A 25,467-nucleotide genomic window follows, 5' to 3' on the forward strand; every position below is an offset into this window, starting at 1 on the left:
AATTATTTTTTGTTAAATTTCGTCCGAGTGCTATAATGCCACCGCAAAATTTCTACAAATTGATTATTTTTTAAACTATATTGGATTGTGCATGGCATGTTGAAACTCCATCTAACGCAGCCTCAGTTTATGGATGCACAGCAAAATTATGCTGCGTTGGACACGATTCCTGCCATGCAACGTCGTCGTTTATCTGCGTTGGCAAAAATGGCATTAAGCAGCGCTTTGACAAGCCTAAATGGCCAGCGTGTTGATTATATTGTCTGGGCCTCCCGCTATGGGGACGAACAAAAAACCTTGGATATTCTTCAAGACGTATTACAACAACAGACACCATCACCAACACAATTTTCAACCTCAGTTCACAATGCGATCGCAGGCTTGTATTCGATTCTATGTCAGGATGCGACGCCTTCGACAAGTTTAAGCTGTGAATGGACGGAAGCATTGATCGAGGCTTATGCAGTTTTAAAATCAACAGCTACCGTACAACGTGTGTTGGTGGTGGCATATGATCAAGCCTTGCCAAATGTTTATGCTGATGCGGTTGAGTTTCCCACATTTGCGTTGGCAAGCATCGTCAGTCTAGAACAGCCCAATTTGGAAGTTTTACAGCTTAATGGCTCAGAATCATTAGAAAGTTTGGCTTTTTACCAGTTTTGGCAGGCTGCAGAAGTTGGCCAATCGGTGTTGAGATGGAAAAAATGTTAAAGCTGAATCAGATTAAACAGAAAGCCAATTATGCTTGGCGTGTTGCAGCAACAGGTTTCAGCTTTGCAAGTTTTGGTGCGGGCGGGGTTGGGATTGCAACGGTTATCGCACCTTTGGTTCATTTAAGCAGTCGCGATCCAGTTGTGCGTCAGCAGCGCGCGCAGCAGGTGATTCATTACAGCTTTAAGGGCTTTACTGAAATGATGGTCAAACTTGGCGTCATGACCTACTCCGTAGAGGGACTGGAAAAACTGCAACATAGCCGCCAAGAGTTGGTGATTGCCAATCATCCGACCTTGATTGATGTGGTAGTGATGATTGGATTGATGCAGCAGGCCAATTGTGTGGTAAAGCAATCGCTTTGGTCTAATCCATTTACACGTGGTCCAGTGCGTAGTGCGGGTTATATTTTAAATGCGGGTTCGCAGCAGTTTATTGAAGACTGTGTGCTTCGATTAAAACAGCAAGGTGCAGCTTCATTACTGATTTTTCCTGAGGGAACGCGAACCGAAAAAGGCGAATGTCTGAATGAGTTCCAACGCGGCGCTGCAAATATTGCGATTCGTGCCAATGTGCCGGTACGTCCAGTTTTGATTAGATGTACGCCATCGACCTTAACTAAAAATGAAAAATGGTATCATGTGCCGGCACAGCCTTTTCATATCGAGATTAAGGTATTGGATGCAATTGAAGTCCAAGATATCTTGGCAGATTCAGACGTATCACCGAAACAGGTGCGTCAGTTGAATCAAGGTTTTTATCAAATTTTTAATAATGAGTTATCGAAAAATGAGCAATCTTGCTGATGAATTAAAGCAAATGATTATTGATGTTCTCGCACTTGAGGATATTGGCATCAGTGATATTGAAACTGAGGCACCACTTTTTGGTGAGGGTTTGGGCTTAGACTCAATTGATGCGCTCGAGTTGGGCTTGGCATTGAAAAAACGCTATAACATTCATTTGAATGCAGAATCAGATGAAACCAAACAACATTTTAAATCAGTTCAAAGCTTAGTGGCTTTGGTTGAAGCGCAGCAAGCAGGTTAAGGAGTAGATCGATGTTAACTCAAGAACAGGTGCTGGCAAAGTTAAGAGAGTGGATGCAGGATTTATTCGAAATTGAACCTGATGATATCCAACTTGATTCCAATTTATATGAAGATCTCGATGTAGACAGTATTGATGCTGTCGATCTGGTGGTTAAAATTAAAGAACTGACCGGCAAGCAAGTCAAGCCAGAAGACTTTAAAGCGGTCAGAACCGTACAGGATGTTGTTGCGGTTATTCAGAACATGACCGCTGAATGAGACATCTCCTTAGAGGGGTATTGATCACATTTTTTGTGTTGTACCCCTTTATTGTTGGATGGAGCCTGTCGCATGGACAGTTCATCTGGGTCAGCGTTTTACTGATCGTTTTGGGTGTGAGTCGCTTGCTCAGTGCCAAAAAAGATTTGCTGTTACCGCTGACAGGCTTAGCCATAATTTGCGGAGGACTGAGCCTGATTTTAAAAGATCATGCTTGGCTCAAGCTTTATCCTGTGGGCATGAGTCTTGGTGCGTTGATCATTTTTGCACTGACACTGTATCGACCACCGTCCATGATTGAGCGTTTTGCGCGTCTGGTTGAGCCTGATCTGCCAGCCTCTGGCGTAGTATGGACACGGAAAGTCACCGTGGTTTGGTGCTTCTTCCTTGCAATAAATGCCATGATTGCACTGATAACAGTATTTGCACCCATGACGTATTGGATCATTTATAATGGCTTTGTGTCTTACCTATTGATGGGAATCTTATTCCTCGGTGAGTACATCTTGCGAAAAAGACATCAACGTTTAAATCAAACGACCCCTTAAAATATTATGCCTATTTCTTTTTATAATGATGCTGATTCAGCGAATGCGTTGTGTATTAGCTCTGAATTAAAAACAATTTCTTATGCCGATTTTTGGCAAGACGTCGCTGAACAAACCGCTGCAATCAGGGGATTGAGCCAAGAGACTTGGGCATTGTGGGAACAAGATAGTTACCAGTTTTTGCTATTATTTTTTGCAGGCTTATTGGCCAATAAAAAAATCATTTTACCTCCCAATCGTGTTCGAGATTTAGAACAACAATTGGCCCAGCAACAGATTTACTTTCTGAGCAGTCAGCCTGTTGCTGCGACTGTGAATGTAGACGAAAGCTTTTCGCAACTGATTCGTATACAAGATGATGATTTTTTAAATCAGGCTGAGATCATATTCTTTACCTCGGGTTCAACAGGCGAACCGAAAAAGATTGAACGTACTTTGAAGCAACTGCTCAATGAAGTGGTTGGCTTAGCCAGTAGTTTTCAGTTCAAGCAGAAAAGCGTGGCCATTGCGACAGTCAGTCACCAGCATATTTATGGCTTACTGTTCAAACTGCTTTTACCACTCGCAACAGGACGTCATTTTTTTAATCCGCAATTGGCGTTTCCAGAGGATGTCATCCAAGCTCAACAGCGTTTAGCCCAACAAGGGTGGAGCAACTACTTGATTTCCAGTCCAGCTTTATTGAAACGCTGGACGCAGGATCTGGTCTTGCAGCAGTGTGAACTGGTGTTCAGTTCGGGTGGCAAATTAGATGCAGGTGTCCGACCACATTTGAATGTTCCGATTGTTGAAGTACTCGGGAGCTCAGAAACCGGAGGCATTGCACATCGTCAATATGATGATGCGGCATGGACAGCTTTTAATAATGTTGAGATTCAGATTGCTGCAAATACCCAACTCATGGTGCGAAGTAACCATGCAGGTGAGTCCGGCTGGATTATCACGGGCGATGCTGCGGAGTGGATCAATATCGACCATAAGCAATTCAAACTTTTAGGTCGCTTGGACCGTATTATCAAGTTGGAAGAAAAGCGCTTGAGTCTGGATGCGATTGAGCACAGTTTGAATACCTTGCTGGAAGTAGAGCAAAGCCACACACTCTTACTTGAACATCAGCATCGGCAAATTCTGGCAGCGATAGTGGTGCTCAGTGCCGAGGCTCAACAGCAATTAATGACGATAGGTAAAGCCGCTTTTGTCAAACAGTTGAAGCAGCAGCTACAGTATCAGCTGGAAAGCATTGCCATTCCGCGACAGTGGCGTTTTTTGAGCCAGATCCCACAAAATACCCAGTCAAAACGCGATAAAAATTATTTAAAAGCATTATTTAGCCCGATGTTACAGCCAGTCGTGTTATCGCAATGGCAACAACAGGATGAACAATATTTCAGCCTTGAGTTTCCTGCTGAACTGGAATGTTTTAAGGGGCATTTCCCAACCCAACCGATTTATCCGGGTGTGGGGCAGATTGGCTTTATTCAGCAGTTTGCCAAGAATAGTTGGTCTGATTTACAGTGGTGTCAGGGGTTTGAGCAATTGAAGTTTCAAAACCTGATTCGTCCTTATGCGGTGGTGCAATTAAAATTAAGCCGTAAATTACATAAAATCAGCTTTGAAATCACCTCAGCGCAACAGATCTTGGCTTCAGGGCGTTTATTGTTTGCGCTTGAACAGGTCTAGGAGTCCGCTGATGTTGAACTTTGGCATTGTTATTCCTGTGTATAACCATCCGCACTATCTTGCTGATCTTGTTGAGTATCTGGAACAATTTCAATGTCCGATTATTCTCGTCAATGATGGTAGTGATGCCGAATGTACGGCAATTCTGCATCAACTGGCACAACAGCATCCATTGGTTGATTTAGTGGAACATCAGACCAACCAAGGCAAGGGGCAAGCGGTCATGACGGGGTTGCGACATGCTGCTCAGTGCGGAATGACGCATGCGCTGCAATTAGATGCGGATGGTCAGCATTGCTGGGAGGATGTGCCGAAATTTATCGAGCAGTCGCAGCAACACCCCCAAGCGATGGTGATTGGACAGCCAATCTTTGATGACTCGGTACCGAAGAAACGCCTGTATGGACGTTATGTCACGCATTTTTGGGTGTGGTTAAACAGCTTATCTTTCGAGATTAAAGACAGTATGTGTGGGTTCCGAATCTACCCCTTGGCGAAAACTATAGCCATACTCGATGCGGCTCCATTTCAACCAAGAATGGGCTTTGATAGTGAAATCTTGGTCCGCTTAAAATGGGAGAATACCCCCTTTGTCAATGTGCCTACACGAGTCATTTATCCTGAACATGGGGTGTCACATTTTAATGTGTGGCGGGATAATCTGGGCTTAAGTCAGGCACACGCCCGATTATTCGCAGGGATGCTGCTGCGTTTTCCTAAGCTGATTTGGCATAAGTTGAAGGCGGACTGATGACGACACCGCAAACTTCACAGGATACATGGCACCAGATTAAGGAACGCGGCGGACTGTTGCCGCTGATGCTGATGCTTGGTTTTTATCGCTGTGGCGGACGTTGGCTATGCCGTGTGGTACTGTATTTCATTATTATGTGGTATTGGCTGTTTGCGGTAACAGCTCGACAGGCTTCTTTACAATATTTACAACGTTTGCATCAATTTGCAGGATCTCAGTCGCCGTTTACAACAATGCCGAACTGGACCAATAGCTATACGCATTTCATGCAGTTTGGTGAGTGTATTCTGGATAAAATTGAGGGCTGGTTAGGGCATATTCCCGAGCAAAAACTGCAATTGTTTGGGCATGAGCACTTCCAGCAACACTATCAAAAAGGTGCGATTATTGTGGTGTCGCATTTTGGCAATATTGAGCTACTGCGGGCGCTAAAATCAGAGCATCCACAAAAAATTAATGTACTGGTGTATCAAAAACATGCCTCACAATTTAATCAGTTTTTAAAAAAAATTAATGATAAGGCTGATGTCAATTTGATTGCAGTAGATGAACTTGGTATTGAAACTGCGATGCTGTTACAGGAAAAGATGGAGCAGGGGGAGTGGGTGATCGTGGCGGCGGATCGGATTCCTGTGCAGTCAGATCGAGTGCAAAGCATCCAGTTTTTGGGACATGAGGCTGCATTACCACAAGGGGCATGGATTTTGGCCAATTTACTGAAAGTTCCTGTACTGGCAGTATTTTGTTATCGCGCCGAGCAGAAGTTTCAGGTACATATTCATGCGATTGCCGAGCAAGTTGATTTACCGCGCAAAACCCGATTAAGTAGCATGCAACAGATCACCCAATCCTATGTCGCCGTATTAGAACAGCATTGCTTACGGGCACCGTATCAATGGTTTAATTTTTATCAGTTTTGGACAAAATAACGTGAATGCAAGTCAAAGTGAAGCAATGCTCAAGCCAGTTCTGATTGTCGGCGAGCAGCCACTCAGTATTGAAGATGTGGTGGCGGTTGCTCGACAACAGCGTCAAGTGGCTTTACCGACAGCAACAGCTTGGCGTGAATTGATTCAGCGCGGTGCAGATTTTCTGGATCAGCTGTTGCTGGATGAAGGCGTGATCTACGGTGTTACCACAGGCTATGGGGATTCATGTCTGGTTGAAATTCCGATGCATCAGGTCAACGAATTACCTTTACATCTGTCACGTTTTCATGGCTGTGGTCTCGGTGAAAATCTGGATTTAATCACTGCCCGTGCGGTGGTGGTGACTCGCCTTTGTTCACTTGCACGAGGTTATTCAGGGGTGTCTTTGGCCTTGCTAGAGCGTCTGGTCTGGATGCTGAATGAAAACATTATTCCAGTGATTCCATCGGAAGGCTCTGTCGGGGCGAGTGGTGATCTGACGCCTCTGTCCTATATTGCAGGTGCTTTGGTTGGTGAGCGTGATGTCTATGCACAAGGCAAGATTGTGCCGATTGCACAAGTCTATGCTGAGCAAGGCTTGGACGCCTTGGTGTTACGTCCAAAAGAAGGCTTGGCACTGATGAATGGTACCGCGGTGATGACGGCGATTGCCTGCTTAAATTATAAAAAAGCAGAACAGGTGGCTTTGGCTAGTACCTTGATTACCGCTTTAAATGTCTTGGCCTTAGAAGGTAATCCAAGTCATTTTGATGAAGTCTTATTTGCTCAAAAACCGCATCAAGGTCAGCAGCAGATTGCCCAGCAATTACGCGAATGGTTGAACAGTGAAGTGCAGACAGCACACCAAAGTCCACGTTTACAGGATCGCTATTCTTTACGCTGTGCACCACATATTATTGGGGTGTTTGAAGATTCAAAAACCTGGTTGCGTCAATTTATCGAAAATGAATTAAATTCCAGCAATGATAATCCGCTGATTGATCCTGTGAATTTACGGGTGCTGCATGGTGGTCATTTCTATGGCGGGCATATTGCGCAAGCCATGGACAGTTTGAAGATTATGATCGCCAATATTGCCGACTTGATGGACCGACAAATTGCACAGCTGGTTGACCATAAAATGAATCATGGTTTAGCACGCAATTTAACGGGTGCCAGTGCCGAGCGCCTGCCTTTGAATCATGGTTTTAAAGCGGTACAAATTGGGGTTTCGGCTTGGACCGCTGAAGCCTTGAAACATACCTTGGCCGCGTCTATTTTCTCACGTTCGACCGAATGCCATAACCAAGACAAAGTCAGTATGGGGACCATTGCCGCCCGAGATGCGACTCGGGTCATTACCTTGACGCAGCAGGTTTTGGCGGCCTTATGCTGTGCCAGTGTACAGGCCGTGCATTTAAAAGGTGTTGAATCTCAATTAAGCCCGCCTCTAAAGGCCTTTGTCGAGTGGACCTTACAAAGTTTTGCACTACTGCAAGAAGATCGTCCTTTACAAACTGAACTACAACAGATTATTGATCGTTTCGACAACTTTGAATTGTTCAATCAATTCCAGCAACAGGTCTAGGAGCGACAGATGCAGGCAGATGTAATCATTGAAATCCCGTTTCATGATGTGGATACCATGAATGTGGTCTGGCATGGACATTATTTAAAGTATTTCGAAATTGCGCGTTGTAAGTTATTGGAACAGTTTAATTATAACTATAACCAGATGAGAGCATCGGGCTATGCGTGGCCTGTGATTGAAAGCCATGTGCGTTATGTGCAGGGCATCGAGTTTGAACAGAAAATTAAAGTTCGTGCGATTTTAAAAGAATGGGAAAACCGTTTAAAAATTGAATATCTGATTCTTGATGCAAACACTGGACGACGTTTAACCAAAGGCTATACCACGCAAGTGGCTGTGAATATGGAGACCCGAGAAATGTGTTTCCAGTCACCGCAAATTTTACTGGATTGTTTAAATGCATGGGATGCGTTTAAGGAGCACCCGCATGGTTAATTCTGGTTTTTTGAATCTAAACTGCCTTGTTGCATTGATGCAGCAGCGTGCTTGCTGGTTATTACACAGTCTTGTTGTCAGTGTATTGCTCAGCTTGAGTATTTCAGCATCGGCACATGCGGATCAGGTCTCGACGATTTTTAATCAGCTTGCTAAAAGTGAACTCATCCGCGCCGATTTTGAACAGCAAAAAAAGTTGGCAAGTTTAAACAAGACTTTTGTTTCCAATGGCACACTGACCTTTGCCAAATCTAATGGCGTGCTTTGGCAAATTAAACGACCTGTGCAAGCAGATTTGATCGTAACCCAAAAGAAACTCATCCAGAAAACACAACGAACCTATAGTCAGATCCAGATTGACCAATCGCCTTATAGCTCGGTTGCGACCTTGTTTTTGCAACTGATGTCGGGGGATGACAAAGCTTTGGCGAAGAATTTTAATGTGTTATCCGCTAATTACAGCCCGACAGGCTGGAATATCGCGTTAACACCTAAATCAGCGCTATTTAAAAAGTTGTTCCTGAGAATTGATGCGCAAGGACAACAGTATGTGAATAAGATCGTGATTCAAGAGCAGGCCAATAACAGCACCACGATTTTATTCCGTAATCAAACCACTCAACAGAATCAACTGACGGCTGCTGAAGATGCGCTTTTCCAATTGGCAAAATAAATTCACAGCCATCTGGTTAATTATTTTAACCATTGTTGGACTTGCGCTGGCAGTGGCATGGGTCAAAAAAGAGATCCATATCCAGACCAATATTTTTGCTTTACTGCCTGAAACGCAAAAAAATCCTGAGCTTGCTAAAACACAGCAATATATGAGTGATCAACTGAATGAGAAAGTTTTTGTCGTTTTAGAGAGCTCCGATCAACAGGCCTTAGCGCAAGCGACTCAACTGTTCCAGCAGAAACTGCAACAAAGTGATTTATGGCAGCCGCTTAAGCCACAACTCGATTTAGAACAATTTTCCAAACAGTTATATCAGCATCGGGCAGGCTTACTGAGCCATCAAGATCGGCAGTTTTTACAGCAACAGGATTATGAGGCACTGACCGAAAAAAGCCTGATGCAGTTAATGAGTGTCGGGATGCCGATTACCGCGACCTCACTACAGCAAGACCCTTTATTGCTGTTTCCACGCTATATGTTGAGTGTGGCCAATCAGCTTTCAAGCAATGTTGAGCTGGAAGATGGTTTTGCAACCATTCATGATGAGCAAAAGACCTCACGCTTATTGGTTCTGCAATTAAAACAGAGTCCTTATAATATTGATTATCAGGAACAGGTCAGCGCTTGGATTGAACAGCTACAGCCTGAGCTGAGTAGGTTGCAGGTTCAATCGCATTGGACGGGGACCATTTTATTTTCTAATTATGGAACCCAGTCAGCCAAGCAGGAAATTTCAACCATTGGCCTCGGTTCGACCTTGGGCTTGATCCTGTTGGTCTGGTTTGGCTTTCGTTCATTCCGGCCGCTCATGACTGAATTTATCGCGGTGTCGACGGGGAGCTTACTGGCGTTTGCGGTGACGCATCTGGTGTTTGGTGAAATCCATCTGATGACTCTGGTTTTTGGTGCCAGTCTGATCGGTGTGTGTGTCGATTTCTCTTTCTATTTTATGGCAATGCAATCGCAGCACCGTAAACTGGATGGCTTTAGGATTCTTAGACCGTTGTTACCAAGCTTATTTATGGGCTTAATGACCACGGTTGTGGCCTATATTTTTCTGAGCTTTACGCCGTTTCCTGCCTTTAGGCAAATTGCGGTGTTTTCAATTGTCGGTTTGGTCGCTGCCTGGATCACCAGTGTATTGCTCCTACCGCGCTTAGCTCCGCTGAATGCACAAGCTGCAATTCGACGCTTAGCTTGGATTGGAATGGCCAGACAATGGTTTCAGCAACATCAAAAACTACGCTATGGCTTTATTTTGAGTATCTTGCTGATTGGAGGAGGCAGTCTATTTGCTCTGCAATCCAATGATGATATTCGGAACTTGCAAAGTATGGATGCCAAGCTGAAACAGGAAGATCAATATATTCGTTCTTTGTTTGCCCAGCAGCAAAGCAGTGATTATTTTGTTGTGCGTGCACACTCCAGTGCTGAGCTTGAGCAGCAAGAAGCACAATTGATTGATCAATTGCAGCAATTGCAAACTCAGGGGCAGATTGACGGTTTTCAAGCTTTGGGACAATGGATTCCTCCTTTGGCCCAGCAGCAACAAAATGTGCGGCTACTTCAGCAGATTCCTGCAACCGCACTGAAAAAGTATGCGGAAAGCATGGGGTTAAATTTTGTTGATCTACTGCAATGGCAACAACAATTGCAGCAGCAACCTTTACTCACGGCACAGGTGTTTCAACAACATCCTTTGGCATTTTTACAGCTCAGTCCTACCGAACGTCTGGTTATGGTTCGTGGGGTGAAGCAGGCGCAGCGATTACAGCAATTGCAATCCGTACAGATTGATTTCCAACAACCTGTCAGCACACTGTCTAGTGCGTTTGCACAGCATCGTCAGCAAGCGCAGCATTTATTGATCTATGCCTTATTTGGATTGGCGCTGGGTTTGGGCTTAGTTTACGGCAGGCGTTCGATTATGCCGCTGGTTTTGCCTGTGACTTTGGCACTCATCAGTACCTTTGCGGTACAGGCATGGTTGGGTGTAGAAATTAACTTGTTCAGTATTATGGGAACCTTCTTGATCATTGGGATCGGTGTGGATTATGCGATTTTCTATCGGCATGGACATGACCATCCACAAGTGGTTGGCATGGCGCTGTTTTTGTGTATGATGTCGACTTTATTGGGCTTTGGACTATTATCATTGAGTCATACTTATGCGATTCATTGCTTCGGTCTAACCGTTTTATTGGGTGTGATCTTTTCATTTGTTTATGCAACTTTGCTTACACCAGCTGATCAGCACCATATTGTGAATTTAGAAGAGCATTAAAAATTTTAATTGGGGGCAATGATGATACAAACAGCCGATGTGGTAATTATTGGTGCTGGACCTTCAGGCAGTTCAGCCGCAGCCTTGCTTCGTCAAAAAGGTTATGCGGTCACGGTGATTGAAAAACATTATTTTCCGCGCTTTTCAATTGGTGAATCTTTGTTGCCACAGTGCATGGTGTTTTTAGAAGAAGCGGGCTTATTAGAAACTGTACGGGAACATGTTCAATCCCGCGCATTCCAGTTTAAAAATGGCGCGGCATTTTTGTGTGGTGAAAAACGTAGCCATTATGATTTCACTGAAAAATTTAGCGAAGGGCCTGGCACCACATGGCAAGTTCGCCGAGCTGATTTCGATCACTTACTGGCTCAACAAGCACAGCAATATGGTGCGGATATTCGTTTTGGGCATGAAGTTATTGCGATCGATGTTGAGGTGGAACACCCTGTTTTAACCGTGCTAGATGAGGCGCAGCAGCACTATCAGATTCAAGCCAAGTTTTTATTGGATGCCAGTGGTTTTGGTCGCATCTTACCGAAGTTTTTAGATTTAGAAAGCCCATCCAATTTCCCAGTGCGTCGTGCCTTGTTTACCCATATTGAAGATGGAATTGGTGATCGTGCTGATTTTGACCGTGACAAAATTTTAATTACCGTGCATGAAAAAGACCGCCGTGCTTGGTATTGGCTGATTCCTTTTGCTGATGGCCGTGCTTCCTTTGGTGTGGTGGCAGAGCAGGATTTCTTTGATCATTATCAGGTTGAAGATGCTGCTCAGAATGAACCAGATTTGTTATTGAAACGGATTCTAGCCGATGATCCTGCATTATCTCAGGTCTTAGCACAGGCGAAATTTGATACGCCTGTACGTACCTTGGTTGGTTATTCGGCAAATGTTAAACATTTGGCAGGTCGGAATTATGCCTTGTTAGGCAATGCAGGCGAGTTTCTCGATCCTGTATTTTCATCGGGTGTGACCATTGCATTAAAATCTTCCAGTCTGGCAATTCCTTTAGTTGATCGAGTGTTGCAAGGTGAACAGGTGGATTGGATGCAAGCCTACGAATTACCGCTGCGTAAAGGGATTAAAGTGTTTCGTGCTTATGTCGAGTCTTGGTACGAAGGCGAGTTTCAGGATGTGGTATTCGCAAGTAATCAAAATGACAACATTCGTCGGATGGTTTCATCATTACTGGCAGGTTATGCGTGGGATGACCAAAATCCGATTCATAAAAATGCCAAACGCCGTTTAAGCACCTTGGCCGAGTATTGCCGTGAAGGCGTCGCGCAAGAGAAAGCCTTAGAGGTTTAATATGCAACGGATCTGGATCAACATATTATGCTGTAGCATGTTGCTGTTGAGTGGCTGTCAACTGACGCCCCATGCACAGGGACTGAAAAGCAACCATTGGCCAGCACAGCAATATCAACGGCAAGATCAAGTTGAAGTGCAGTGGAAGGATAAAAGCTTTAGCTTCTTACTGTATCAACAGCAGCAAGGTCAGCAACTCAGTCTGCTTGCTTTGGGCTTAACTGGACAGCCTTTGTTCCAATTACAGTTTGATGGGCAGCAGGTCAAGGTACAGCAACGCATTGATCAGATGCGCCTACTGCCTTTTGAGTTTGTGGTTCGAGATCTGTTATTCGCAACCTATCCTCAGTTTGCTCAGTTAGGACAACAGTCTGTTCGGGTACAACAATCGGCAACGCAACAGCAAGTTTTTATTGCTGAAAAGGCGGTATTAGCAATTCAAACTCAAGACAATAGCATTGAGCTTGATAATCTGCAGGTACCGTACCGCATGACCTTGAGTCCGATTGAAAATACCTTGAATGGCGATCAATCTGAGCAAGGAGCGCAGCCATGAGTCAATCTTTATCTCAGTTGCAAGCAGTCGGTATTCCCATCAGTGTTGGGCTGTCTGCATTGGGTCAGGATATTCAGCACATTCGTGAAGGTTTAACGATTCCTGACAATACCCTGACACTGGAAGCAGGATTTTTAGCGGATCGCGCTGTTTGGGTTGGACGCTATGCAGAGGCATTGATTGAGACTGTGCCTGAATCGCTAAGTCGATTTGACTCGCGTAATCTGCGCTTTGCTTTGACCGCTCTGCAAAAAATTGAGACTGAACTTCAACAGCAAATTGCCAGTATTGATTCAAAACGTCTCAGTATTGTAATGGGGACTTCGACTTCGGGAATATCCGATAGTGAGCTGTTATTGAAACAGTATTTTGATGGGAATGCTGCCATTGAAATTATGCATCAGCCGCAAGAAATGGGCTGCCTAGCCAAAGCTTTACAAGGCTATCTCGGTTGGCAAGGAGCGGCTTATACCATTTCGACGGCCTGTTCTTCCAGCGCCAAGGCCTTTGCCGCAGGACAACGTTTAATTCAGGCAGGTTTAGCTGATGCCGTATTGGTCGGTGGGGTGGATACCTTATGCCAACTGACCTTAAATGGTTTTAACAGTTTGGAAAGTTTATCGGCAGATATTTGCCAACCCTGCGGTATCAATCGAGATGGTATTAATATTGGCGAAGCCGCAGCTTTATTTTTGCTGACCAAAACCTCCGCACCGATCATGTTATATGGTGTGGGTGAATCGATGGATGCATGGCATATTTCTGCGCCGCATCCTGAAGGTCTAGGGGCAGCGACCGCGATGCAGCGCGCCTTGGACAGTGCAGCGATAACAGCGCAAGAGGTGGGATATATCAATTTGCATGGAACTGCCACACCGCAAAATGATGCGATGGAAATCAAAGCTGTTCGACAAGTCTTTCAAGGCTTGAATGTGTCCTTAAGTAGCACCAAGCATAAAACCGGACATTGTTTGGGAGCGGCGGGTGCGATAGAAGCGTTTATCTGTACTCAACTATTAAAAGATCAAAGCGGCTTGCCTTTGCATCAACAGGTTGAGCTTGATCCTGAGCTGGCGGATCAAAACTATGTCACAGATGCTCGGCAGGCCGAGAACATTCGCTATGTGTTGAGTAATTCTTTTGCCTTTGGTGGCAGCAATATCAGCTTGTTATTTGGGGTACAGCACTAAATGAAATTAGATGCGATTGAATATATTCCACATCAACAACCTATGGTCTTTATTGATCATTTGCTCGAAGTCAAAGACGGTTATGCGATTGCCGAATTGACCATTCGTCCTGAATTAATGTTCTGTGAAGCAGCGGGTTTACCGACGTGGACAAGTATTGAAATTATGGCGCAAACCATTAGTGCCTATTCAGGTTGGATGGGGCAACAATTACAGCAAGCACCAAAAGTGGGGTTTTTGTTGGGAACACGCAAGCTACATTTACCCTTTGCGTATTTTGCGCTTGGACAGACCTTGAGGATTCGGGTCGAGCAGCAATATCTGCATGAAGGTCTGGGGCAGTTTTCTTGCGAGATTGATGGTGCTGAGCAGGTGATCAGTGCCTTACTCAGTGTTTATGAACCAACTGATCAATCGACATTGGCATTATAGTTTTAGGAACAACAATGAATAGAAGAATATTGGTCACGGGTTCAAGTCGTGGCATTGGTAAAGCAATCGCATTGCAATTGGCTCAGGCGGGTTTTGACGTAACCATTCACGCCCGCTCACGTGAGGCTGAGGCAGCTCAGGTGGTTGAGCAGATTCAAAAGCTTGGGCAAAACAGCCATTATTTATTATTTGATGTGAATGAACGTGAGCATGTCAAAAGTTTATTAGAGCAAGATGTTGAACAGAATGGCGCTTTCTATGGCGTGGTACTGAATGCGGGTCTCACCCATGACGGTGCTTTCCCTGCATTGACAGATCAGGATTGGGATGAGGTCATTTCGACCTCTTTAGACGGTTTTTATAATGTGCTTAAACCCTTGATCATGCCGATGATTCACTTACGCAAAGGTGGGAGAATCGTGACGCTTTCTTCGGTCTCAGGCATTATGGGTAATCGTGGACAGGTGAATTATAGTGCAGCAAAAGCGGGCTTGATTGGGGCAACCAAGGCATTGGCTTTGGAATTGGCCAAGCGCAAAATTACCGTGAACTGTGTGGCGCCTGGTCTGATTGAAACGGAAATGGTCACCGATGAAGTCAAAGAGCATGCATTAAAAATGATTCCAATGCAGCGCATGGGGCAGGTGGATGAAGTGGCGGCTGTGGTGAAATTTCTCTGTTCAGATGAAGCCTCTTATATTACCCGTCAGGTGATTTCGGTCAATGGAGGACTGATTTGATGAAGCGTGTTGTGGTTACAGGCATGGCAGGAATTACCTCGCTGGGTGAAAATGCGGATGACATCTTTGCTCAATTCCATGCGGGTAAAAGCGGTATTTGCTATATGTCTGAGTGGGAGCAATATCCAGATTTAAGAACCAAGCTTGCAGGCCCAGTGACAGATTTTCAAGTCGCCAAGCATTTTAACCGTAAGGTGACACGAGGCATGGGGCGTGTCGCGTTAATGTCGGTCATCAGTGCTGAGAATGCCTTGCAAGATGCAGGCTTAATCGGTCATGAGATATTGAGCAGTGGTGAGGCTGGCGTGGCCTTTGGCTCATCTGCAGGCAGTGTGGATGCGGTGCGCGAGTTTGGCAATATGCTGATTGATCAAGACATGAGTAAGATCAATGCCACCACCTATATCCGCATGATGTCACATACCAGTGCTGTGAACATGACCGTTTATTTCGGTCTGAAAGGGCTTACCTTGCCAACCTCGAGTGCATGCACCTCAGGTTCAATGGCGATTGGTCAGGCCTATGAAGCGATTAAATACGGTAAACAAACGCTTATGCTTGCAGGCGGCGCGGAAGAGCTGAGTGCCGCAGGTGCCGCCGTTTTTGATGTTTTATTGGCGACCAGTGGGATGAATGATCATCCTGAAAAATCACCACGACCGTTTGATACACGACGAGACGGCTTGGTGATTGGCGAGGGCGCTGGTTGTTTGATTCTTGAAGAATATGAACATGCCAAGCAGCGCGGCGCTACCATTTATGCCGAGATCATTGGCTATGCGAGCAATACCGATGGGCAGCATGTGACCAAGCCTGATAGTGAGCGGATGGGGCAATGCATGCAAATGGCATTGAAAGATGCCCAACTGGATGCCAGCCAGATTGATTATGTCAATGCGCATGGTACTTCAACCGATCAAGGTGACATTGCTGAAAGCCAAGCTACGGCAAGGATTTTAGGACGTAAACCGATTAGCTCATTAAAGAGCTATTTTGGGCATACCTTGGGAGCGTGTGGGGCAATTGAAGCTTGGTTGGGTATAGAAATGATGCAGCGAGGACAATTGATTCCAACCTTGAATCTGGATGAAATTGATCCACAATGTGGTGATTTAGATTATATTACCCAGCAAGTGAGGGCGAGTGAGATCAATATCATGATGAGTAATAACTTCGCTTTTGGTGGGATTAATACCTCACTGATTTTTAAACGAACAACATAACAAGTAAGGGGCATCATAATGTCAATCAAACAACTATTCTTAGCAACTGTATTAACGGCTGGTTTTGCTGCATCTGTTCAAGCTGCGGATACTGTGCATAATCTGGATTTTAAAGCGGCGGTAGACCGTGCAGTTGCTGATGGAACCCTCGATGGAACGGTCAAGTTTTATCTTAAAGGTACTAAATCAGGTGGGAAAGTATTAGAACAAGATATTGTCACCAATCAGAAAACCAATGGTTTTGGGAAGTCTGCAGAAAAGTCATGTGATTGGGTGCTTCGTTCGGCATTAATCCAGTTAGACAAAGCAGCAAAAGCGCGTGGTGCCAATGCAGTGACCAATATCGTGAGTTATTTTAAAAAGAATGAATCACAAAATTCGACCACTTATCAATGTTATAAAGGTATGGCAGTGGCCAGCGTTGCATTGAAAGGCGATATTGTGAAGTTTTAAGTGATTTGATCAGGTTGAGCCAATGACGCTACGTGAAATTGAAATCCATGTTCAGGCATTGGCACAACTGCTTGAAAAGCCTAAAACCGATTTTGCTGATTTAAGCAGCTTTAACCATTATAAAAAACAGCAAATCAGGGACTATCGTAATCATCTGTTGGCGCAACGACTGCAAAGTGATGTTGAAACACTTAGTTTTTCTAGACATGAACATGGTAAGCCCTTTTTAAGCTCGCATGCATTGCATTTTAACCATACCCATAGCCAGCAATATTATGCCTTGGCCATGAGTGAACGGGTCAAAGATCTTGGGATTGATGTCGAGGAACTCGATCGTAAAGTGCGTTTTGATGCCTTGGCACAACATGCCTTTCATGCCGAAGAATACCAAACTTGGCTGCAGCAAGATCAGGACCCGGAATATTGGCTGCGGGTCTGGACCACCAAAGAGGCGGTATTGAAAGCGTCAGGTCTTGGTATCCGTTTAGACCTGAATAGTTTGAATACGCAGGTGCATGCATCCAATCATGGAGGTCTGTGTTCTCACCCCTTAATCGGTCACTTTGCCTATCAACATTTTATTCTCAATCAGAAGATGGTGCTGACCGTGGCATGGCGAGCAGAGCCATCGTGTCGTGGTTTCCAGTTTCCACGCATTCAGATCATTCAGCATTAGAGAACAACCACCATCAATGCAGTCATTGATGGTTTTGAGGAAGATTCAAGCTTTGCTGATGACGGATAGTTTTTGCTTTTATAACGACACTTTCCCGAGAGAGGCTATAGTAAAAACTGCTGCCAAGAATCACCCCAATAAACCAGTTGAAGGGTGCCAAAAACTGAAAACTCGGAATAAGCACCAACAGCAGGCCGATACTGACTGCTGCCACTAAGCTCATCACCGCTTTTTTATTGATGCCTTTTTGATAGTAATAGGCTGCTGTGGGTTGATCGCTGAATAAGTCATCGACCCGTATTTTTTGTTTGTTAATCAGATAAAAGTCAGCAAGTAGAATACCAAACAGTGGACCGATAAAAGCGGCTAAAGTATCAAGGGTATAGTGAATCAGTTCTGGGGAGTTAAATAAATTCCATGGGGTGATAAAGATGGAACCGATCGCTGCAATCATGCCTGCTCTGCGAAAATTAAGAAAACGAGGCGCAAGATTAGAAAAATCAAAACCTGCCGAAACGAAATTCGCCACAATATTAATGCCTATGGTCGCGGTTAACACCGTCAATAAACCGAGCACCACCACCAATCCGTTATCGATCATGGCAACCGTTTCGAGTGGATCATGCACCATTTTTCCAAAAACACTAAAGGTACCTGAAACAATCATCACCACAATGATGGCAAAGAAAATAAAGTTAAACGGCAGTCCCCAAAAGTTCCCTTTTTTAACCTGTTGCATATCTTTGCCATAACGAGAGAAATCCCCAAAGTTGAGTAAGGGACCTGAGAAATAAGACACCACCAATGCAATGGCCACAATGGTTTGCATGATTTGCTGATTGATGCTGAGCTGTTTGTCACTGAGATTAAAGGAAATATTATGCCAACCCGCTTTCCACACCAGCCATAAGGCCAGTGCGAACATCACTACATAGACCATTGGACCTGCCCAATCAATAAAGACCTTGATGGTGTCCATGCCTTTCCAGAAAACCAATGCTTGTATCGCCCAGATAAAACCAAAACAGATCCAGCCAATCGTACTTAGACCCGCAAACTCTGTCAGTGTAAGCGGGTGTAAGGCAGGATAGAACTTAAGTAGAATCATCATCAGGGCATTGGATGCCAGCCAGGTTTGAATGCCATACCATGAAACCGCAATCAGGCCGCGAATTAAGGCTGGAATATAGGCCCCATAAATCCCGAAGGCTTGGCGAGAGATGACGGCATAGGGAACCCCTGAAATTTGACTGGGCTTTGCGACCAAGTTCGCCGCAACTTGAACAATCACGATACCAATGAGTAAGGCAAGCAGAACTTGCCAGCTGGCAAGACCGAGTGAAAATAAGCTCGCTGCGACCACATAGCCGCCCATACTATGCACATCGGACATCCAAAAGGAAAAGATGTTGTACCAAGTCCAATTTTGTTGAGCAGGGATGAGATCTGCATTGGAGAGTTTAGGACTATAGTTCGGGTTATCGCTCATGACGGGTCTTCAAGATAAACAACTGTTCAGACCAGTATGCAGAAATTAAGCCAACTTCTTTTTATTGTTTTAAATTCATTGTTAATTAATTGATTATATTTGTTTAAATATTTAATTTTAGATTTTAACTGTTCAGACCAGTTGGATTGAAATATGATCGATCTTATTTTTTGAATTAAAAATGTGCAGAAATGAGAAACGCGACTCGAATTCAGATCATTAATCCAAATACCTGTGTTGAAATGACAACGTCGATAGGTGATGCTGCGCGTCGGGTGGCAGCCGTAAATACAGAAATTATTGCTCAATCTCCTGAGAGAGGTGTTGTCTCGATAGAAGGGCACTATGATGAGGCAATCTCAGCTGTGGGGGTGCTTGAGTTAATTCAACAGGGCAAAGCACAGCGGGTCGATGGGCATATCATCGCCTGTTTCGGCGATCCAGCCTTGCATGCGGCCAGAGAGCTGGCTCAAGCGCCTGTGATTGGAATTGCCGAAGCTGCATTTCACGTGGCAAGTCTGGTGGCAACAAAGTTTTCTATTGTGACAACGCTATCAAGAACCAAGATTATTGCTGAACATTTATTGCAGCAATATGGATTTGAACGAAAATGTGCACAGATTCGATGCATAGATCTCCCCGTATTGGCATTGGAACATGATAAGCAAGCGGCATATGAAAAATTATTGGCAAGCTGTCAGCAAGCTAAAATGCATGATGGGATTGGTGCAATTGTATTGGGTTGTGGCGGCATGGCCGAGATGGCAGATCAGGTCAGTCTAGAGCTTGGTATTCCGATTATTGATGGGGTTCGGGCTGCGGTAAAACTGATTGAAAGCTTGCATGGTTTAGGCATTCAAACCAGCAAGTGGGGAGATTATGATTATCCATTAATGAAAGGATAATTCAGTGCAACTGCGTGTGGAAATATAGATAGATGATGAGCGTCTGTTTGGAGATGACTTTTCTTTGCAGCGCATACAAAAATGCCAGCATTTCGCTGGCATTTTTAGTTTAAAGAAGAACTGATTTAAGGAATCTCTTCTTCTTCAAATTCAGGTTTAACTTGAACGATAAAGTCCTGACGATTCAGACCACGCCATAATGCGAATGCTGTACCGATATAGATCGATGAGTAGGTACCGACAAAGATACCGACAAACATTGCCATAGAGAACCAGTGTAAGCCATCACCGCCTAAGAACATCATGGCAAGGACCACGAGTAATAAGGTCATCGAGGTGTGAATGGTACGACGTAAGGTTTCTGTTAAGGCAATATCTACGATTTCACGAGGGCTTGCACCACGAATCTTACGGAAGTTCTCACGGATACGGTCCGAAACAACGATGTTATCGTTGAGCGAGAAACCAATCACCGCAAGTACAGCCGCTAATACGGTTAAGTCGAATGGCCATTGGAACAGCGCAAAGGCACCAAAAATGATGATAATGTCATGGAATAATGACATTACAGCACCGACTGCCATTTTAAACTCAAAGCGAACGGTGACATAGATCAACATTAAGATCAATGCCAGCGCAACCGCACCCGCAGAGCGTACATACAGTTCATTACCCACAGCACCACCGACAGAGTCCACTTTGTGAACTTCTACGGTGTTATTCGGTAATTGAACTGCTTTAGTGATGCTATTGCTTAGATCTTCAACATTTAGGTCTTCTTGTACTGGCATACGTACGATGAGGTCAGTACTACTGCCTAAAGTTTGTACCACAGCATCTTTAAAGCCTGCACGATCAAGTGCTTGAACCACTTGCGCAGGTTGAACCCCTTGCTTGTAGTTTAATTCAGCCGAGATACCACCGGTAAAGTCCAAACCAAGATTGAGGCCTTTCGTTACGATAAAGAAGATACTGGCAATGGTAATCAGAATCGAGAAGATAGCCGCAGGTTTGGCAATCTTCATGAATGGGATGATTTTTAGATCATCTGGGCGACCGTATTGCTTTGAGTCTTGTTGAGTCAGATCAGTCATGTGAATCTCCTTAAATACTCAACTTGTTCAAATTACGGCGTTTGCCATAAATGAGCTGTACGATTGCGCGCGTTACTGTAATTGCAGTAAACATCGAACAAATAATACCAATCATCAAGGTGACTGCGAAGCCTTTGATCGGACCTGTACCAATCGCGAATAAAATAAACGCAACAATGAACGTGGTTAAGTTCGAGTCAAGAATGGTGTTATAGGCGCGATCATAACCGGCCACAATCGCCTGTTTCGGCGAGGCACCCCAGAGCATTTCTTCTCGTATTCGTTCACAGATCAGGACGTTGGCATCGACTGCCATACCAATGGTAATTACGATACCTGCAATACCCGGCAGGGTGAGGGAAGCCCCAATCCAAGACATTACCGTTAAGATCATGGCAAGGTTGAAGACCAAGGCAAAGTTCGCGATTAAACCGAATAGACGGAAGAACACCACCATCCAGATCGCAACCAGTAAGAAACCGATTTGGGTCGATAACACACCCTTATCAATGTTTTCTTGACCCAAGCTTGGACCCACGACACGTTCTTCAACGAAGTACATCGGCGCAGCCAAAGCACCTGCACGAAGCATCAAGGCAAGCTCAGCCGCTTCTTGTGGTGAATCTAGACCCGTAATACGGAATTGTGAACCCAATACCGCTTGGATCGTCGCAGCGTTAATCACCACAGATTCAGTATATGGGGTGCGAACTTCTGTTTGAACGCCTGTATTTGGATCAGCAACATAAGAGATTTTTTGTTTATTTTCGATAAACAAAACGGCCATGCGCTTGCCGACAGCACCACGAGTGGCATCTGCCATCAACTTACCGCCAGAAGAGTCTAGGGTGATGTTTACTTCAGCACCACCAGAGTCTTGGCTAAAGCCAGAACTTGCATTTTGAACACGTTCACCGGTCAAAATACGGTTACGCTGTAACAGCAATTGACGACCACTGTCTAAAGACTGATAAGCAAAGACTTCGGTCCCAGGAGGAAGCGGCTGACCATTATATTTACCCGTATATGGATCGATATATTGATCATTACTGTCCGCAACCAAACGGAACTCGAGGTTCGCCGTACGACCCAAGACACGTTTTGCTTCTGCGGTATCTTGTACACCCGGTAATTCAACCACAATACGATTGCTACCTTGGGTTTGTACCAGAGCTTCAGCCACACCAAGTTCGTTAATACGATTACGTAGCGTGGTTAAGTTTTGATTCACTGCATAAGATTGAATTTCCTGACGACGAGTGTCGGTATAATTCAGTCTTAAAGTTGCACCAGATGAGGTTGCAACCGCTTGTTGAGTAAATTCATTACCATTGCGACGTAAAAAATCAGCCGCTGCATCACGGTCTGCATTGCTGGCAAACTGGACGGTAATGGTGTTGTTACTTAACGCAAGGTTGTTAAATTTGATTTTGTTATCACGGAATTGACGACGCAAATCAGTCGCTGATGTTTCCATACGCTGACTAATTGCTTTATCCATGTCGACTTCGAGCAAGAAGTGTACACCGCCACGTAAGTCCAAACCGAGTTTCATCGGTTTTGCCCCAATCTTTTGCAACCACTCAGGTGTGGTTGGTGCAAGGTTGAGTGCAACTACATAGTCATCACCTAAATCACGGCGTAACACTTCTTTAGCTTTTAACTGCGCTTCAGAAGAGCTTAAACGTAATAATGCCGCGTTATTGGTAAAGCTATTGTCGTGACTGCTAATGTTGGCAGTTTTTAAAATCTGCTCAGCTTTTTGCACGATCGTCTGATCAATTTTGGTGCCTGCTTTTGCCCCCGAAATTTGGACAGCAGGTTCATCTGGATACAGACTTGGAAGTGCATATAACGTACTGATCACAAGTACCACAAGGATCAGTAAATATTTCCATGCAGGGTAACGCATTCGCTTTCTTCTTAAATGAAAAAGTCGTGCTGAGGCACGACTATTTTATGATTAAAGGTTATTTAATGTGCCTTCAGGTAATACTGAAATGACACTCGCACGTTGAATTTTTACCTCAACACCACGAGTGAGTTCAACAACTGCAAAGTCACCTTCAAGTTTGGTAATTCTCCCCATTAAACCACCAGCAAACACGATCTCGCTGCCTACACCCAAGCTTTCGATTAAAGAACGGTGTTCTTTAGCACGTTTTGCTTGAGGTCTCCAGATCAAGAAATAGAAGATTGCGATGAATACCGCGATCATCAATAAGTTTGCCATAAGGCTTGGACCTTGTGCCGCAGCAGGTGCAGCGTGAGCAGTAGAGATGAAAAAACTCATTTCGATTTCCTAAAATTAAAAGGCAAAAAATTAACAATAAATCCCAATTCGTTTTGCAATGTACCTTGTCTTGCGATCAGGCGCAAATCTTGATGCAAATCGTTCCGCTTAGTCTTCTGGACATGCTGGAACTTCTAATCCACGACGGGCATAAAAGTCCTGAACGTATTCATCAAATGTGCCATTATCCAATGCATCACGCATACCTTGCGTCAGGCGTTGGTAGTAACGCAGGTTGTGGATGGTGCCAAGCATTGATGCCAGCATCTCACCACACTTCTCTAAATGATATAAATAGGCACGAGTAAAGTTTTTACAAGTGTAGCAATCACAATGTGGGTCTAAAGGCCCTTTATCATGACGATATTTACTATTGCGGATTCTGACCAGACCATCGGTAACAAAATAATGACCATTACGGGCATTACGGGTTGGCATGACACAGTCAAACATATCGACACCACGGCGAACCGCTTCCACGATATCCTCTGGTTTACCCACGCCCATTAAGTAACGTGGTTTGTCCTGCGGCATTTTGTTAGGTAAATAATCAAGCACTTTGATCATTTCTTCTTTCGGTTCGCCTACCGAAAGACCGCCAATCGCATAACCATCAAAACCAACTTCTAACAAGCCTTTGAGTGACTCGTCACGCAGGTCTTCGTACATCCCACCTTGAATAATGCCGAATAAGGCATTTTTATTGTTAAGCTCATCATGGTGGTGAGTTTTACAACGTTTCGCCCAGCGTAAAGAAAGCTGCAATGATTTTTGCGCTTCTTCATGCGTGGCAGGGTAAGGGGTACATTCATCAAAAATCATCACGATATCTGAGTTCAATACATGTTGGATCTCCATTGAAATTTCTGGAGACAAGAACACCTTTGAACCATCAATCGGAGAGCGGAAGGTGACACCTTCTTCTTTGATTTTACGCATTGCGCCCAAGCTAAACACTTGGAAACCGCCTGAGTCAGTCAAAATTGGTTTATCCCATTGGATAAACTCATGCAGACCGCCATGCTCTTTAATCACTTCCAAACCTGGACGTAAGTAAAGGTGGAAGGTATTTCCTAAGATAATTTGTGCCTGAATTTCTTCAATGTCACGCGGGAGCATGCCTTTAACCGTACCATAAGTACCCACAGGCATAAACACAGGGGTTTCAACCACACCATGTTCTAAAGTAAGTCGACCACGACGGGCGCGCCCCGACTGGCCTAATTTTTCAAATTTCATGTAATAACCTGAGCAAGATCGAAGTGCTACTTTGATTGCAGCGCAAGGAGGCGAAAAAACAGTTCGCTGATCGAAAGCGGCTATTTTCCCCGATTATGGCGTGTAGTTCTACTACTAAATGTAGCTAGAAATGAAATTGATAAAATTTTAATTTTCTTTCCGATAATTAAAAAAAGGCATAACCTCAATATATTTCCAAGAAAAGATATCTTTTGTATAGGTAGACCTTACTTTTCACGGATGAAAAGTAACAAAAATCCTTTGTAGGGCTGACGGTATGTCCATATACCGCAGCCGCTACCAGCGGCATCCATGCCGCTTCACGATAGCGAATACCTTATGAAGATAAGAGGAGGGCTTTGTTCGATATTTAAAAATTCGGCTTATAGTCAAAGTTTTCAGTCGCCAGATTATCCTTAAACGGGCGAATGGCTTTCTTGGATAAAGTTAGTGTATTGATCAGGTTATTCGGGAACACTTCGATTTGGTTATTAAATAATTCTACGTTGCGGTTAAAGATGGTAATGGCTGCACCGACATTTTCGTTTTGTTCCTGAATATCATCCATCATCTTGCTATACAGCGCATCGGCTTTCAGTTCTGGATAATTTTCGACCACCACATTCAGGCTACGAATCAGTTCCTTACTCATTTTCTCAATCTGTTGTAACTGTGAAATATCCGTGTCATTCACATTCAGGTTGAGAATCTGCTGACGCAATTCAGTGACTTTTTCCAAGGTGGATTTTTCAAATTGAGTATATTGATCCAGCGTCGCTTCCAAGGCTTCTAAGGTCTTTACTTTTTGACGTTCGAAGTTAGCCACTTCTGACCATGCCCGTTTGGTGGCATTAAAATAACGCACGATATTATTGCGGATAGAAATGCCCCACACGATCAGTGCGACAAAAATTCCCAAGAAGATCAGTAAACCTGTCATCGCCATTCCCCTTATTGTTATTGCTCAAT

General features: G+C 44.3%; 27 protein-coding genes. 21 read left to right on the plus strand and 6 right to left on the minus strand.

Annotation, left to right across the window (positions count from 1 at the left end; all coding sequences use genetic code 11):
- The first annotated feature begins 96 nt into the window (after nt 1-96).
- The 20 genes from NDN13_RS17345 to NDN13_RS17440 are packed head-to-tail and all read left to right on the plus strand — an operon-like array spanning nt 97 to nt 17,478.
- A complete protein-coding gene (locus NDN13_RS17345) occupies nt 97-711 on the plus strand; it encodes a beta-ketoacyl synthase chain length factor (protein WP_251116337.1) in 615 nt (204 codons plus the stop codon).
- On the plus strand, nt 696-1,517 hold the full coding sequence (locus tag NDN13_RS17350) for a lysophospholipid acyltransferase family protein (RefSeq protein WP_251116338.1): 822 nt from the start codon (nt 696-698) through the stop codon (nt 1,515-1,517). Before NDN13_RS17345 ends, NDN13_RS17350 begins: the two co-directional genes overlap by 16 nt.
- Nucleotides 1,501-1,761 carry a phosphopantetheine-binding protein gene (locus NDN13_RS17355; RefSeq protein WP_005206340.1) on the plus strand — a complete coding sequence of 87 codons (261 nt, stop codon included), beginning with the start codon at nt 1,501-1,503 and terminating at the stop codon, nt 1,759-1,761. Before NDN13_RS17350 ends, NDN13_RS17355 begins: the two co-directional genes overlap by 17 nt.
- Before the next feature lie 11 nt (nt 1,762-1,772).
- Nucleotides 1,773-2,021, plus strand: coding sequence for an acyl carrier protein (locus NDN13_RS17360; protein WP_004802664.1), 249 nt, complete (start codon nt 1,773-1,775; stop codon nt 2,019-2,021).
- Complete coding sequence (locus NDN13_RS17365) at nt 2,018-2,569, plus strand: COG4648 family protein (protein ID WP_251116339.1); 552 nt, start codon at nt 2,018-2,020, stop codon at nt 2,567-2,569. The genes NDN13_RS17360 and NDN13_RS17365 overlap by 4 nt, the downstream gene beginning before the upstream one ends.
- A 6-nt stretch (nt 2,570-2,575) precedes the next feature.
- Nucleotides 2,576-4,249 (plus strand): ApeI family dehydratase, encoded by a 1,674-nt coding sequence (locus NDN13_RS17370; protein ID WP_251116340.1) that lies wholly within the window; start codon nt 2,576-2,578, stop codon nt 4,247-4,249.
- Between the two features lie 10 nt (nt 4,250-4,259).
- Nucleotides 4,260-5,000: a glycosyltransferase family 2 protein gene (locus tag NDN13_RS17375; RefSeq protein ID WP_251116341.1), complete on the plus strand. Its 741-nt coding sequence runs from the start codon at nt 4,260-4,262 to the stop codon at nt 4,998-5,000.
- The gene (locus NDN13_RS17380) at nt 5,000-5,932 is read left to right on the plus strand and encodes a lysophospholipid acyltransferase family protein (protein ID WP_251116342.1); all 933 of its coding nucleotides are present in this window, start codon (nt 5,000-5,002) and stop codon (nt 5,930-5,932) included. The genes NDN13_RS17375 and NDN13_RS17380 overlap by 1 nt, the downstream gene beginning before the upstream one ends.
- Before the next feature lie 25 nt (nt 5,933-5,957).
- The gene (locus NDN13_RS17385) at nt 5,958-7,499 is read left to right on the plus strand and encodes an HAL/PAL/TAL family ammonia-lyase (RefSeq protein ID WP_171550305.1); all 1,542 of its coding nucleotides are present in this window, start codon (nt 5,958-5,960) and stop codon (nt 7,497-7,499) included.
- Nucleotides 7,500-7,508: 9 nt separating this feature from the next.
- Nucleotides 7,509-7,937 (plus strand): acyl-CoA thioesterase, encoded by a 429-nt coding sequence (locus tag NDN13_RS17390; protein ID WP_004802675.1) that lies wholly within the window; start codon nt 7,509-7,511, stop codon nt 7,935-7,937.
- Nucleotides 7,930-8,610 (plus strand): LolA family protein, encoded by a 681-nt coding sequence (locus NDN13_RS17395; RefSeq protein ID WP_251116343.1) that lies wholly within the window; start codon nt 7,930-7,932, stop codon nt 8,608-8,610. Before NDN13_RS17390 ends, NDN13_RS17395 begins: the two co-directional genes overlap by 8 nt.
- Nucleotides 8,585-10,897, plus strand: coding sequence for an MMPL family transporter (locus tag NDN13_RS17400; RefSeq protein ID WP_251116344.1), 2,313 nt, complete (start codon nt 8,585-8,587; stop codon nt 10,895-10,897). The genes NDN13_RS17395 and NDN13_RS17400 overlap by 26 nt, the downstream gene beginning before the upstream one ends.
- Nucleotides 10,898-10,918: 21 nt before the next feature.
- Entirely contained in the window at nt 10,919-12,208 is a 1,290-nt protein-coding gene (locus NDN13_RS17405; protein WP_251118262.1) for an NAD(P)/FAD-dependent oxidoreductase, read from the plus strand.
- Between the two features lies 1 nt (nt 12,209).
- Nucleotides 12,210-12,764 (plus strand): DUF3261 domain-containing protein, encoded by a 555-nt coding sequence (locus NDN13_RS17410; RefSeq protein ID WP_251116345.1) that lies wholly within the window; start codon nt 12,210-12,212, stop codon nt 12,762-12,764.
- Nucleotides 12,761-13,954, plus strand: coding sequence for a beta-ketoacyl-[acyl-carrier-protein] synthase family protein (locus NDN13_RS17415; RefSeq protein ID WP_251116346.1), 1,194 nt, complete (start codon nt 12,761-12,763; stop codon nt 13,952-13,954). Before NDN13_RS17410 ends, NDN13_RS17415 begins: the two co-directional genes overlap by 4 nt.
- Nucleotides 13,955-14,386, plus strand: a complete 432-nt coding sequence (locus NDN13_RS17420; protein WP_241287278.1) for a hotdog family protein — start codon at nt 13,955-13,957, stop codon at nt 14,384-14,386.
- 14 nt (nt 14,387-14,400) lie between these two features.
- A complete protein-coding gene (locus NDN13_RS17425) occupies nt 14,401-15,126 on the plus strand; it encodes a 3-ketoacyl-ACP reductase FabG2 (protein ID WP_251116347.1) in 726 nt (241 codons plus the stop codon).
- Nucleotides 15,126-16,349, plus strand: coding sequence for a beta-ketoacyl-ACP synthase (locus tag NDN13_RS17430; protein WP_251116348.1), 1,224 nt, complete (start codon nt 15,126-15,128; stop codon nt 16,347-16,349). The genes NDN13_RS17425 and NDN13_RS17430 overlap by 1 nt, the downstream gene beginning before the upstream one ends.
- Nucleotides 16,350-16,367: 18 nt before the next feature.
- Nucleotides 16,368-16,802 (plus strand): hypothetical protein, encoded by a 435-nt coding sequence (locus NDN13_RS17435; RefSeq protein WP_004802690.1) that lies wholly within the window; start codon nt 16,368-16,370, stop codon nt 16,800-16,802.
- 22 nt (nt 16,803-16,824) lie between these two features.
- Entirely contained in the window at nt 16,825-17,478 is a 654-nt protein-coding gene (locus NDN13_RS17440; RefSeq protein ID WP_251116349.1) for a 4'-phosphopantetheinyl transferase family protein, read from the plus strand.
- 22 nt (nt 17,479-17,500) lie between these two features.
- On the opposite strand, the gene NDN13_RS17445 is transcribed toward NDN13_RS17440, so the two are convergent.
- Nucleotides 17,501-18,967: an NCS1 family nucleobase:cation symporter-1 gene (locus tag NDN13_RS17445; protein WP_251116350.1), complete on the minus strand. Its 1,467-nt coding sequence runs from the start codon at nt 18,965-18,967 to the stop codon at nt 17,501-17,503.
- Nucleotides 18,968-19,158: 191 nt separating this feature from the next.
- On the opposite strand from NDN13_RS17445, the gene NDN13_RS17450 reads away from it, so the two are divergent.
- Complete coding sequence (locus NDN13_RS17450) at nt 19,159-19,872, plus strand: aspartate/glutamate racemase family protein (protein WP_251116351.1); 714 nt, start codon at nt 19,159-19,161, stop codon at nt 19,870-19,872.
- Nucleotides 19,873-19,997: 125 nt separating this feature from the next.
- On the opposite strand, the gene secF is transcribed toward NDN13_RS17450, so the two are convergent.
- The 5 genes from secF to NDN13_RS17475 all read right to left on the minus strand — a co-directional run bounded on the left by secF (nt 19,998) and on the right by NDN13_RS17475 (nt 25,438).
- On the minus strand, nt 19,998-20,966 hold the full coding sequence (gene secF / locus NDN13_RS17455; RefSeq protein WP_159414281.1) for a protein translocase subunit SecF: 969 nt from the start codon (nt 20,964-20,966) through the stop codon (nt 19,998-20,000).
- A gap of 10 nt (nt 20,967-20,976) precedes the next feature.
- Nucleotides 20,977-22,878: a protein translocase subunit SecD gene (gene secD, locus NDN13_RS17460; RefSeq protein WP_251116352.1), complete on the minus strand. Its 1,902-nt coding sequence runs from the start codon at nt 22,876-22,878 to the stop codon at nt 20,977-20,979.
- Nucleotides 22,879-22,929: 51 nt separating this feature from the next.
- Entirely contained in the window at nt 22,930-23,259 is a 330-nt protein-coding gene (yajC, locus tag NDN13_RS17465) for a preprotein translocase subunit YajC (protein WP_005206306.1), read from the minus strand.
- A gap of 108 nt (nt 23,260-23,367) precedes the next feature.
- On the minus strand, nt 23,368-24,498 hold the full coding sequence (gene tgt, locus NDN13_RS17470) for a tRNA guanosine(34) transglycosylase Tgt (protein WP_004802704.1): 1,131 nt from the start codon (nt 24,496-24,498) through the stop codon (nt 23,368-23,370).
- 370 nt (nt 24,499-24,868) lie between these two features.
- Nucleotides 24,869-25,438 (minus strand): LemA family protein, encoded by a 570-nt coding sequence (locus tag NDN13_RS17475; protein WP_004802705.1) that lies wholly within the window; start codon nt 25,436-25,438, stop codon nt 24,869-24,871.
- Nucleotides 25,439-25,467: the final 29 nt, after the last annotated feature.

This window comes from Acinetobacter sp. C32I (assembly GCF_023702715.1).
GTDB lineage: Bacteria > Pseudomonadota > Gammaproteobacteria > Pseudomonadales > Moraxellaceae > Acinetobacter.